Annotated in this window: 9 protein-coding genes and 3 tRNA genes; 5 read left to right on the top strand and 7 right to left on the bottom strand. The window is 65.9% G+C overall.

All coding sequences use genetic code 11. The annotated features are described in order from the left end of the window. A partial coding sequence (locus VFJ08_RS08185) for an ABC transporter substrate-binding protein (RefSeq protein WP_324996703.1) occupies positions 1-510 on the top strand: 510 nt, incomplete at its 5' end. 35 nt (positions 511-545) lie between these two features. Here VFJ08_RS08185 and VFJ08_RS08180 read toward each other — a convergent pair. Together VFJ08_RS08180 and VFJ08_RS08175 are read right to left on the bottom strand one after the other, a co-directional pair. Continuing rightward, positions 546-2108: a hydantoinase B/oxoprolinase family protein gene (locus VFJ08_RS08180; protein WP_324996702.1), complete on the bottom strand. Its 1563-nt coding sequence runs from the start codon at positions 2106-2108 to the stop codon at positions 546-548. Next, positions 2108-4093 carry a hydantoinase/oxoprolinase family protein gene (locus VFJ08_RS08175; protein WP_324996701.1) on the bottom strand — a complete coding sequence of 662 codons (1986 nt, stop codon included), beginning with the start codon at positions 4091-4093 and terminating at the stop codon, positions 2108-2110. The genes VFJ08_RS08180 and VFJ08_RS08175 overlap by 1 nt, the downstream gene beginning before the upstream one ends. Before the next feature lie 121 nt (positions 4094-4214). Between VFJ08_RS08175 and VFJ08_RS08170 the strand changes: the two genes are divergently transcribed. The 3 genes from VFJ08_RS08170 (at position 4215) to VFJ08_RS08160 (ending at position 4949) form a co-directional block, all read left to right on the top strand. Continuing rightward, a tRNA-Arg gene (locus VFJ08_RS08170) sits at positions 4215-4290 on the top strand. Positions 4291-4786: 496 nt separating this feature from the next. Then, positions 4787-4862: transfer RNA gene (locus tag VFJ08_RS08165), tRNA-His, on the top strand. A 12-nt stretch (positions 4863-4874) separates the two neighbouring features. Beyond that, positions 4875-4949: transfer RNA gene (locus VFJ08_RS08160), tRNA-Lys, on the top strand. A 136-nt stretch (positions 4950-5085) separates the two neighbouring features. Here VFJ08_RS08160 and VFJ08_RS08155 read toward each other — a convergent pair. From VFJ08_RS08155 to VFJ08_RS08145, 3 genes are all read right to left on the bottom strand, one after another. Further along, entirely contained in the window at positions 5086-6708 is a 1623-nt protein-coding gene (locus VFJ08_RS08155; RefSeq protein WP_324996700.1) for an electron transfer flavoprotein-ubiquinone oxidoreductase, read from the bottom strand. A gap of 114 nt (positions 6709-6822) precedes the next feature. Next, complete coding sequence (coaA, locus tag VFJ08_RS08150) at positions 6823-7767, bottom strand: type I pantothenate kinase (RefSeq protein WP_324996699.1); 945 nt, start codon at positions 7765-7767, stop codon at positions 6823-6825. A 92-nt stretch (positions 7768-7859) separates the two neighbouring features. After that, complete coding sequence (locus VFJ08_RS08145; RefSeq protein ID WP_324996698.1) at positions 7860-8453, bottom strand: LysE/ArgO family amino acid transporter; 594 nt, start codon at positions 8451-8453, stop codon at positions 7860-7862. Positions 8454-8544: 91 nt separating this feature from the next. Between VFJ08_RS08145 and VFJ08_RS08140 the strand changes: the two genes are divergently transcribed. Then, the gene (locus VFJ08_RS08140; RefSeq protein WP_324996697.1) at positions 8545-9435 is read left to right on the top strand and encodes an ArgP/LysG family DNA-binding transcriptional regulator; all 891 of its coding nucleotides are present in this window, start codon (positions 8545-8547) and stop codon (positions 9433-9435) included. Between the two features lie 45 nt (positions 9436-9480). Here VFJ08_RS08140 and VFJ08_RS08135 read toward each other — a convergent pair whose 3' ends face one another. Both VFJ08_RS08135 and VFJ08_RS08130 read right to left on the bottom strand, forming a co-directional pair. Continuing rightward, the gene (locus VFJ08_RS08135) at positions 9481-10665 is read right to left on the bottom strand and encodes a sulfotransferase (RefSeq protein ID WP_324996696.1); all 1185 of its coding nucleotides are present in this window, start codon (positions 10663-10665) and stop codon (positions 9481-9483) included. Beyond that, complete coding sequence (locus tag VFJ08_RS08130; protein ID WP_324996695.1) at positions 10662-11387, bottom strand: hypothetical protein; 726 nt, start codon at positions 11385-11387, stop codon at positions 10662-10664. The genes VFJ08_RS08135 and VFJ08_RS08130 overlap by 4 nt, the downstream gene beginning before the upstream one ends. Positions 11388-11389 lie beyond the last annotated feature (2 nt).

The raw sequence follows: 11389 nt of genomic DNA, 5'->3' as shown, positions 1-11389 counted from the left end.
CAGGACAAGGACGGCCTCGTGGTCACCCCGGCCACCGCCAAGAAATATCACCTCAAGACGATCGCCGACCTCAAGCCGGTTGCCGGCAAGCTCACGCTGGGTGGCCCGCCGGAGGTCAAGACGCGCTACGTGGGATTGAAGGGCCTGAAGCAGGTGTACGGCATCGAGTTCAAGAACTTCCGAGCGCTGGATGCCGGCGGCCCGCTGACTCAGAGCGCGCTGCAAAGCGGGGCGATCGATGTCGCGCGCATGTTCACCACCCAGGGCGTGATTCCCGAGCGCGGCTGGGTGCTGCTCAAGGACAACAAGAACCTGGTGCCGGCCCAGAACATTCTGCCGGTGGTGCGCAAGGCGGTGCTGACGCCGACAATTCGCAAGGCGCTCAATGACATCTCGGCGCAGTTGACGACCGAGGATCTGCAGCGCATGAACCAGCGGGTGAGCGTGAAGCACGACGACCCGGAGATAATCGCCCGGGACTGGGTGAAGCAGCACCACCTCGGCAAGTAGCGGCAATCCGTGTCGGTCGGGTTAGCCTTCGGGCGCTACGTTTCGCGTCGGCCCCAGCCGCCGCCGCCCGGGGTGCGCACCGATACGATATCGCCCGGCTCGAGTTCCCGGCTGGCCTTGGCCGGCAGGATCTCGTCGTTTAGACGATTTTCGCCGGGCGTGCCGTCATCGCCGCCGTTGCGGCCGCGCGGGCCGTGGCGGCGGCGATCGCTGATCAGCGAGAGCGTGGCCGGGGCGAGCACCTCGATGTCGCGATAAAAACCGTCGCCGCCGCGGTGCTGGCCGTCGCCGCCGGTTTCATAGGCCAGTTCGTAGCGCACGACGCGCATCGGGTATTCGAGCTCAAACGCCTCGATCGGCGTGTTGAGGGTGTTGGTCATGCCGACATGGCGGCCGGAGGTACCGGGCCCGACGCGGGACGCGCCCTGACCGCCGCCGAGCGTCTCGTAATAACTCCAGTCGGCGCCGCCGATGATGAGATTGTTCATCGTGCCCTGGCCGCCGGCGACGACCTCGGTCGCTTGGCCGAGGGCGAGCAGTACGGTATCGGTCAGGCGCTGGCTGGTCTCGACGTTGCCGGCGACCACCGCCGACGGCCGCTGGGCATTGACGAACGAGCCCTGCCGCGCGTGCAGAGAAATCGGGGCGTATGCGCCGGCGTTGCCTGGCACGTCCGCCGGCAGCAGGGTGCGCAGGGCAAAATAGCAGGCCGCGCGGGTGACCGTGAGCGGGCAGTTCACGTTGCCGGCCACCGCGTCCGCGGTGCCGGTGAAATCGACGTGCAGTTGGTCGCCGTCGACGGTTACGGCGACCGAGATCGGGATGTCGTCGGTGGTCACGCCGTCGCCTTCGATCTCGGATTCGGCGCGATAGACGCCGTCGGGCAGGTCGGCGATCACGCGCCGCGTCCAACGCTCGGTGTAAGTGAGCACGCCGGTAAAGGCGGCGAGTAGCGTGTCGCGCCCGCGCTGCTCGGCCAGTTCGGCGAGACGTAAGGACGCCCGGCGATTGGCGGCGAGCTGGGCTCGCAGATCGCCGCGGCGCACATCCGGTGTGCGCACATTGGCGAGTAGGATCGATAGGATTTCGTCGTTGTCCCGGCCGGCCGCGACCAGCCGTACCGGCGGAATGACCAGGCCTTCCTGATAGATCTCGCGCGAGTCGGCCGGCATCGAGCCGGGGCGCATGCCGCCGATATCCGAATGGTGGGCGCGGGTGACGGCGTAGGCGACGATTTCTTTATCGTGGGCGTCGTCGTCGGCCAGCGTGATCGGCGAGACCAGCGTGATATCCGGCAGATGATTGCCGCCGGCGAACGGGTCGTTGAGCATGAACACGTCGCCGGGCACGGGCCCGCGTTCGATCACGGCGGCCACCGAATCCTGCATCGCGCCGAGATGTACCGGGATATGCTCGGCCTGGCAGATCATGCGGCCGGCGGCATCGGTGAGCGCGGCCGAGCAGTCGCGGCGCTCCTTGATGTTCGAGGAATAGGCGCCGCGGATCAGCACCGCACCCATTTCCTCGGCGATGCCGGCCAGTGCGCGGGCCATAATCGACAGGGTGATCGCATCCAGGGTCTGCGGCGAGTCGCTCATCATATGGCCTCCAGAATCAGCGTGCCGACGGCATCGATCGCCCCGTGCCAGCCGGGCCGCACCACGCAGGTGGTCTCCGCGAACTCGACAATCGCCGGGCCGTCGATACGGCTGCCGCGGCCGAGCCGGGCCCGGTCGTAGACCGGGATATCGCGCCATTCGTCGTCGACGAGTACGGCTCTCGTGACCGGTTCGGGCGCGGCTTCCGGCGCGTCTTCGGTCAGTTCCGGTTTGTCGACAATCACGCGCGCGGTGATGCGCAGATTGACCAGTTCGATCGGGTCCTCACGCATGGCGTAGCCATAACGAGTTTCGTGGGCCGTGTGGAAACGCTCGGCAAGTTCGTCCCAATCGTCTGCCCAGCCATCCACAACCACGCCCAATTCAAAGGACTGGCCGCGATAACGCAGATCGGCCGTTCGCTCAATCTCCGGCGAGTTCAGATCGGCGCGCACCTCGGTGATCATTTCGTCATAGAGCGCGTCGATGGCGTCGCGCTCGGCGCTGTCCAGGCGTGTGAGCACGGGCCGCGTGAAGTCGCGGCGCAGGTCGGAAACGGCGAGCCCCAGCGCGCTCAATACACCCGAGGCGCGCGGCACCAGGATCTTGGTCATGCCGAGCTGCTCGGCCAGCGCGCAGGCGTGTAACGGGCCGGCGCCGCCGTAGGCCATGAGGGCGTTGTCCCGCGGATCCACGCCGCGGGCCACGCTGATCACGCGCAGGGCGTTGGCCATTTCGGTGTTGGCGACATCGATGATGCCGCGCGCGGTCGCCTCGACATCCAGCGACAGCGTGTCGCCGAGTCGTTCGAGCGCTTGGCCCGCCAGTTCGCGCGCGATGACGACCCGGCCGCCGAGTTCGGTTTGATCGGCGATATGGCCCATGAACACGTTGGCGTCGGTGACGGTCGCATCCTCGCCGCCGAGGCCGTACGCGGCCGGGCCCGGCTCGGCGCCGGCCGAGGCCGGGCCGACGCGTAGGGCGCCGCCGGCGTCGGCCCAGGCGATCGAGCCGCCGCCCGCGCTGACCGTATGCACGTTGATCATCGGCAGCTTGATCGGCACGCCGGCGACCACGCTGTCGGTGGTGGTCGACGCCTGGCCGTTCGCGATCGGAGCCACATCGGTGCTGGTGCCGCCCATGTCGAAGGTTAGGATGTCCGCCACGCCCGACAGCGCGCCCAGCCAGGCCGCGCCGACCACGCCGCCGGCCGGCCCGGAAAGCACGCATTGCGCGGCATTGGCGGCCGCGCTCGCGATATCGATCACCCCGCCGGAGGATTGCATCACGGTCGGCTCCGGCAGGCCGGCGGATGCCAGATGCCCGGCCAAGCTGTCGAGATAACGCCCCAGCCTAGGGGAGAGATAGGCATTGGCGGATGTGGTGGCGAAACGTTCGTATTCGCGGAATTCGGGCAGCACCGCGGACGAGCGCGAGATATGCAGATCGGGCAGGGCGGCCGCCACGCGCTCGGCAACCGCGATCTCGTGCTCGGGATATTCGAACGAAAACAACAGACAGATCGCCACGGCCTCGATATCGCCGGCCGCGCGAATCGCCTCGATCGCGGCGTCCACGCTGGCCATGTCGAGCGCTTTGATTTCGCCATCGCGGCCCATGCGCTCGCGTACCGTGAAGCGATGTTCGCGCGAGACCAGCGGCTCGGGTGGGCGCTGCGTCAGGTCGTAGAGCGCCGGCCGGTTCTGACGGCCGATCTCCACGAGATCGCGAAAGCCCTCGGTGGTGATCAGCGCCACTTTGGCGCCGTCGCGCTCGAGCAGCGCATTGGTGGCCACGGTCATGCCGTGGGCGAGCGCGGCGATACCGTCGGCGGCCAGCCCGCTGGCCTCGATCGCATCGACCACGCCTTGCGACTGGTCGGCCGGTGTCGACGGCACCTTGGCGGTGATCACGGCCCCACCGCCGATCGCCACTAAATCGGTGAACGTGCCGCCCACGTCCACGCCCAGACGAAAATTGCTCATCCATGACTCCGAATTGTCGGGGCGTCGATCGCGCCCATCGTCGCCGCACACGTTAGATGGTTTCGCCTTCCTAGTGCCAATCTGTGCCGCCTGGCACAATAAGCGCCCTCGAAGAGGTTCCGCGCCCGTAGCTCAGGGGATAGAGCAACGGTCTTCTAAACCGTGGGTCGCTGGTTCGAATCCAGCCGGGCGCGCCATTGCCAGAGCTCGCCGCAGGCGGGCTCTGGCAATGGCTCATCTGATTAGAATTCGAACCAGCGACAGATAACAAGTGTGGTTCGACGGACGCGCTTTGCGCGTACGAACGATGCGGCTTTCGCCGCATCGGCCCGAAGGGTGAGCGGCTCCGCCGCGAGTAATCCAGCCGGGCGCGCCATTTTTCCTCTTTATATTCAGTAGCTAAGACGGGAATAATAGATCGCTTGGTGGGTAACCGTTCGGTATATCGTGACAGCTAACGTGATACCGATTAGTCGCGTATGGTTCCGATATGCGCGTAGACCGGGCGCTGGGAAGATAGGGCCGCGTGCTCAACCCGTGGGTATGCATACCGGAACAGTTGGATGAGTCGCGCTCGTCGTTCGGCCCGATGGCTTATTTCATACGTCCGAATGCGAGCGTTGTACAAAACGCGCTACGCCGCTAGAATACGCAGCTCGCAGAGTTCCTTTGCCCTGCGAATCTTAGACGATGGTGGGCGTAGCTCAGTTGGTAGAGCCCCGGATTGTGATTCCGGTCGTCGTGGGTTCGAGTCCCATCGTCCACCCCACCGTCTTCCGGCGGGCCGCTAGCTCAATGGTAGAGCAGTTGACTCTTAATCAATTGGTTCGGGGTTCGAGTCCCTGGCGGCCCACCAATTAAATCAAAGGCTTAACTGGCTGCCACGTTTTTGGCCGGCACTTTCAATAGGCAGTCCAATATTCTTGGTCCACGGCGAAGGCGTCTTGAAACAGACCAGCCTCGACCGATAGCTGTGGCCTTGCGTCATCACTTCAGAGATCGTAGTAGTTCGGCCCGGCGCCGCCCTCGGGCGCGACCCAGTTGATGATCTGGTAGGGGTCCTTGATGTCGCAGGTCTTGCAGTGCACGCAGTTGGCGGCGTTGATTTTCAATTCCTGCTCGCCGGCTTCGTTCTCGATCATTTCGTAGACGTTGGCCGGGCAGAAGCGGGTGCAGGGATTGCCGTACTCGTGGGTGCAGCGTTCGATGCAGACGCTCGTATCGAGCACCTGCAGATGTACCGGCTGATTTTCGTCGTGTTCGGTCTGGGCGTAGTAGACCGAGGCCAGCCGGTCGCGCGGGGCCAGGTCGCGTTTACGATATTCTTCCGCCTGCTCGGGCGTGGGCCCGTCCAGATCTTCGAGCCGTTTGGTCACGCGCCAGTCGGTGTGGTTGGACAGCGTCCAGGGCGAGAGCCCCCGGGTGGCGGTTTCCCAGACTGCATTCGCCAGCCCCAGCCATTTGCCTCTGCGAAAGCCCGGACGGATGTTACGAACCTTCTTGAGTTCGGCTCCGACGGTTGAGGCGCGCAGCATCCGGTCGAAGCCCTGGGGCGACCGGGTGGCGACGGCGTGATCGGCGGCGAGCATGCCCGCGCGCATGGCGGTATGGATGCCCTTGATTTTGGGCACGTTGAGCGTGCCGGCGTTGTCGCCGACGAGCATCGCGCCCGGCATGTCCATGCGGGGCAGCGACTGCCAGCCGCCCTCGACCAGTGCGCGAGCGCCGGCGGAGAGGATCTCGCCGCCTTCGAGCATCGGCTTGATTTTCGGGTGGTGCTTGAATTGCTGAAAGACCTCGAACGGCCGCAACCGCGGGTCGGCGTAGTCCAGCCCGACGACGAAGCCGATGGCGATGCGGTTGTCGTCCAGGTGGTAGATGAACCCGCCGCCGTAAGTGGCGTCGTCCAGAGGCCAGCCGATGGTGTGCTGGATCAGCCCGGCCCGGCATTGGCCTTCCGGCACTTTCCATAGCTCCTTCAAGCCGATGCCGTAGGTCTGCGGATCGGATTCTGCGTCCAGTTCGAAGCGCTCGATGAGTTGTTTGGTGCAGTGTCCGCGGCAGCCTTCGGCGAACAGCGTGATCGGCGCGTGGATTTCGACACCGGGGGTATAGCTGTCCTTGGGCCGGCCGGCGCGGTCGAGCCCGAGATCCGGCGTGCGCACGCCCTTGACCGCGCCGTCGGCGTCGAACAGCGGCTCGGCGGCGGCAAAGCCGGGATAGATCTCCACGCCGAGTGCCTCCGCTTTCGGCGCCAGCCAGGCCAGCATGTTCGCCAGCGAGACGATCACGTTGCCGCGATTGTTCTGCTGGGGCGGGGTGGGCAGTTTGTTGCCGCCGTGCCGATGCAGCATCCAGAATTCGTCGGCCGCCGCGTCGACGCAGATCGCGGGCGGGTCGTCGCGCCAGTCGGGCACGAGCTGGTCGAGCGGATCGGTCTCGATGACCGCGCCGGCCAGGCTGTGCCCGCCGACTTCAGCCGCTTTTTCCAGCACGCAGACTTCGGTTTCCGGGGCTTGCCGCTTGATCCGCATGGCCGCAGCCAGGCCGGCCGGGCCGGCGCCCACGATCAGCACGTCGTAGGCCATGACGTCGCGTTCGATGTTGTCGCTCATGTGGCAACGCTCGGGTTGAGCGGCGCGGGCGACGCCGCGCCGGGCAAAATCGATGATCACCTATGGTAGGCCCATGGTAGCGCCTGACGGGCTCAGGGGGCGCGGCGCAGGCGGCTATTTGCGCAGACTGATGCTGTCGACCGCGTGCTCCGGGCCCTTGGACAGGATCAGGCTGGCGCGCTCGCGGGTCGGCAGGATGTTCTGGCGCAGGTTGACTTCGTTGATCTCGCGCCAGATGCGATCGGCGGTGGCGACGGCTTCCTCGTCGCTCAAGTCCGCGTACTTGTGGAAGTACGAGTTCGGATCGGCGAACACGCTGTCGCGCAGCATCATGAAACGGCGGATGAACCACTGGTTGAGCTGCTCGACCGATGCATCGACGTAGATCGAGAAATCGATGAAATCCGACACGAACACATGGTGCGTGTTCTGCGGATAATCCATCCCGCTCTGCAGCACGTTCAACCCTTCGAGTACCAGAATATCGGGCTGATCGACGATCTGCGTCCGCTCCCGGAGCACGTCGTAAACCAGATGCGAATACAGCGGCACCTCGAGCTGCGGGCGGCCGGCTTTCAGATCGGCAGCGAATTCGATCAGCCGATTGATGTCGAACGAGACCGGGAAGCCTTTCTTGCCCATGAGATCGCGCGCTTCCAGCGTGGCGTTCGGGTAGAGAAAGCCGTCGGTGGTTACCAAGGCGACGGCGCGCGGCTCCGGCCAGCGGTTGAGCAGGGCCTGGAGCACGCGAGCGGTCGTCGACTTGCCGACCGCCACGCTGCCCGCGATACCGATCACGAACGGCGGGCGTCGATCGTGGTTGCCGAGAAACCGGTCGAGCGTGGCACTGCGATGCTGATTGGCATCGACATAGAGATTAAGCAGACGCGCCAGCGGCAGATAGATCTCGGCGACTTCCTCCAGCGACAACGCTTCGTTGATGCCCTTGAGCGTGCGGATCTCGTCCGGGGTGAGCGTCATGGGCGTGGTATCGCGCAGCGCGGCCCATTGTTCCCGGGAAAACCGCATATAGGGGCTGTCTACCGAGCGGGTCGACATCGTTCGGATCCCCGTGTCCAAAATCAAATCCGGCCAGTATAGCCGCCCGGGCGGGGCTGAACAGGGGTGTGGCCGGCCGGGCGCGACGGGTTTCAGACGATAAGCCGAGCCGCCAACACGGCCATCAGCACGGCGACGGCGGCGTCCACGATGCGCCAGGTCGCCGGGCGCGCGAACAGCCCGCGCAACCGCCGCGCGCCAAAACCCAGCGTAAAGAAGAAGACGAAAGACGCAGAGATCGCGCCAAGGCCGAAAACGATCCGCTCGTCGCCGTAGGTCGCAGCCACGGTACCGAGCAGAATCAATGTATCCAGATAGACATGGGGGTTGAGCCATGTCAGTGCCAGACAGATAGCGAGCGTGCGCGAAAGCGATGCGGCGGGTTCGGCACCGGCTGCCAACGCGGCCCCGCTGCCCAGCGCCCGCCGCAGGCTCGCCGCGGCATACACCACGAGAAACGCCGCGCCCGCATAACGAAAAGCCGCGATCCAGTCCGAGTGCGCGCGGGCAAGCGCGCCGACGCCCGCCACGCCGGCGCCGATCAGCACGACATCCGACAAGGTACAGCACAGACATACCGCCAGCACATACCGGTCCGCCAGACCTTGGCGGAGCACAAAGGCGTTCTGGGCGCCGATGGCGACGATCAGGCCAAGACCGAGGGCGAAGCCGGCGTAAAAAGGCATGGCGCGATCAACGATGAATGAGCGCCCGCAGTTTGCTTCGGACCGCCTCAACAGAAAAACTAAAATAATTGGTCTCTATTAAGAAAAACTTATGACGCTCGATTCCGCACAGCTCGCTGCCCTGGCCGCCGTTGTCCAGCACGGCTCGTTCGAACGCGCGGCGCGGACGCTTCACGTCACGCCGTCGGCGATATCGCAACGTATCGCCCGGCTCGAGGATCGTCTTGGGCTGGTGCTGGTGACGCGCGGCGCGCCGTGTCGGGCCACGCCGGCCGGCGATCGCCTGGCGCGCCACGCGGAGGCGGTGGCGCTGGCCGAACACGATACGCTCGCCGCGCTCGGGGTGGCCGACAGCGAAGACGCGCTGCCCGTGGTGCGGGTCGCGGTCAACGCGGACAGCCTCGCGACTTGGTTCGTCGACGCGCTGGCCGGTCTGGAATCGATGCGGGTCGACGTAGTGGTCGACAACGAGGAACACAGCATCGGCTGGCTGCGGCGCGGCGAAGTGATGGCCGCGGTGGCTGTCGACGGCGAAACGGTCGGCGGTTGCGATCGTCGGTCGCTCGGGCGGCTGCGTTATCGGGCCACGGCATCGCCGCAATTCGTCGCGCGTTATTTTCCCGACGGCGTGACGCCGCAGGCGCTCGCCGCCGCGCCGGCGCTGTCGTTCAACGCGGCGGATCGGCTCCAGGCGCGCTGGGCCGGGCGCTACGTCGGGCCGGTGGAGCCGGGGTCCGGGCATTGTCTGCCTTCGGCGAACGCTTTCGTTGACGCGGCCGAGGCGGGTATCGGCTGGGGGCTGAATCCGGCGCCGTTGATCGCGCAGGCGCTGGCCGAGCGGCGGCTGGTCGAACTGCTCCCGGACACGCCGTTCGATGTGCCGCTGGCCTGGCATTACGTTCGTCGCCTGGACGCCGTGCTGGGGCCGCTGACCGAGGCGGTGGCCACTGCCGCGGGCCGCCACTTGGTGGCCCCGGATTGAGCGGCGGCGTCGGCGCGGTCACGAGCCAATTGCCGCGTGATGGCGCTACATGCGCACCGGATCGTGCCCGCCGAGCCGAGCCGGATCGTAGCCGAAGCGCTCGGCGACTGGGCCCGCGAGCCGGCGGATCGTTTCGATTTCGTCCGTTTCGAACGCCGGCCTGTAGTAGTCGGGCAGATGCAGGCGCCGGCCGGCGGCGTCGAGCGTGGCCGCGTCGACCGTCAGGCCGCAGTGGCGATAGAAGTCGGCGAGCACGCGCGGCGAATCGGTACAAAGCGGTTCGTAGCGTACGATCTGCGTGGCCTTTTCGAGTGTTTCGTCGGCATCGATCTGATCGGCGAGCGCGCCGTAGACCAGCGCCCAGTAGCGCGCCCAGCCCTCGACTTCCTGGCCGTTGTTCCAGAGCTTCTCGATACGCGCCACCGCCTCGCTGTCGCCGGTATTGATCGGGCGCCGCTGCAAACCGAACTCGAAATGTCCGACCCGGCGCAGGTGATCGCTCGCCCGGGGGTGGGCTTTCTCGCCGGCCTCGAACAGCGCCTGCTGCTTCATCAGCGAGGCGATATGCCAGATCGGATCGCGGATCGGCAGCACGAAGCGGGCGTCGGCGAACAGCTTCTGCAGATAGCCCAGGCGCATGAGGTTGTAGTTGCCCTTGGCCGCGTAGCGCGCGCCGCCGCGAATCGCCAGTATCTTGCGGATGTGTTCGGCGTAGAAGGCCTCGAACTCGGGGTTTGTTGTCTCGCGGGTGAGCACATTGGAGTGCGCCGGGTCGTGACTGTGCTCGAAGAACGCCATCCACAGCACTTCCTCGAACGCTTCCGGGCTGTGCGAGGTCACGGCGATACCGTCACCGTGGGCGCGCTCGGCGGCCGTTTCATCTTTTTCGGGCACGCGCGCCAGCCAGCGATCCCACAGCCAGGGCGTGAATACCGGCGGAAAGTCGCGGTACTTGTGGGTGGCGACTTCGGGATGCTCGGCCAGCAGCTCGAGCAGAATGGTGGTGCCCGAGCGCGCCAAGCCGGCGATATAGATCGGCGCGTCGATGGTCACGTTCTCGATCGCGTCCGCCGCTATCTTGGTATCGAAGTTGCCGAGCCGGATAGCACCGCGCGGATGGCGTTCCTGCCAGCCGGCGACGCGATGCATCCAGGTCGGAACCGCGAAACTCGCGACCGCGGCTTCGGCCGGGGTCGAGCGCGGCGTGGCGTCCGGAGTTTCGTCGCTCATTCGATCTTGGCCCATTTGAACATCAGCAGGGAGACGATAAACATCACCGGAATGAACACCGCCAGCCAGCCGTGCATCCAGTTCGGGCCGAAGTGGATGTATTCACGCTCCGGCAGTTCGATGCGCACGGCTCGGAGGGGGCTGTCGTCCGGTAGATAGCCGAGCGGGTTGCCGACCAGCCAGTTCCAAGCGCTGTATTTGGTGAGCACCGGTACCGGAGCATTCATGGGGTACGAGCGGGTTTCGCCACCTTCGCCCTGCACGGAAACGGCGGGCGGATGGCTGCTGGCGTCCCAGTGTGCGCGTACGCCGTTAGCGGTCGCCGGCACAGTGGAAACCTTGGGCGTGACGCCATCGGCCGGCAGTTCGTGGCCGAAATAATTGTCGGCCCAGACCAAAAAACACAGTAGCGGCAGGATCGCGATGATCGTGCCCGGCACCACCAGGCCGATATGTTTGAAGGCGGTGACGAACTGGTCGCGGATCAGCGGTCCCGCGTCGGCGAATTCACCGTCGAAGCTGTTGAGTTTCCGGCGTGCTTCGCGGGCTTCGCGCTTGGCTTTGCCGATCCGCTCCTGCGGCGATAGCACCTTGTACAGCAGCATGGTGCCCACGGCGAGGAACGCCGCCCACAGCGCCATTCGCGCCGCGGCCGGCAGTACCGGCGCCACGGCGCCGTCAACGGCGCCGAACACCGGCGACAGGATATTCAACAGACCCATTC

The sequence above is a fragment of the Salinisphaera sp. genome, from assembly GCF_035690525.1.
In the GTDB taxonomy this organism is placed as follows: Bacteria; Pseudomonadota; Gammaproteobacteria; order Nevskiales; family Salinisphaeraceae; genus Salinisphaera.
This window is presented reverse-complemented; position numbering and strand designations above follow the sequence as displayed.

Coding starts and splice junctions, on each gene's coding strand:
- VFJ08_RS08180 (WP_324996702.1), bottom strand. CDS start 2,108: ATGAGCGACTCGCCGCAGACCCTGGATGCGATCACCCTGTCGATTATG.
- VFJ08_RS08175 (WP_324996701.1), bottom strand. CDS start 4,093: ATGAGCAATTTTCGTCTGGGCGTGGACGTGGGCGGCACGTTCACCGAT.
- VFJ08_RS08155 (WP_324996700.1), bottom strand. CDS start 6,708: ATGAGCGACAACATCGAACGCGACGTCATGGCCTACGACGTGCTGATC.
- coaA (WP_324996699.1), bottom strand. CDS start 7,767: ATGTCGACCCGCTCGGTAGACAGCCCCTATATGCGGTTTTCCCGGGAA.
- VFJ08_RS08145 (WP_324996698.1), bottom strand. CDS start 8,453: ATGCCTTTTTACGCCGGCTTCGCCCTCGGTCTTGGCCTGATCGTCGCC.
- VFJ08_RS08140 (WP_324996697.1), top strand. CDS start 8,545: ATGACGCTCGATTCCGCACAGCTCGCTGCCCTGGCCGCCGTTGTCCAG.
- VFJ08_RS08135 (WP_324996696.1), bottom strand. CDS start 10,665: ATGAGCGACGAAACTCCGGACGCCACGCCGCGCTCGACCCCGGCCGAA.
- VFJ08_RS08130 (WP_324996695.1), bottom strand. CDS start 11,387: ATGGGTCTGTTGAATATCCTGTCGCCGGTGTTCGGCGCCGTTGACGGC.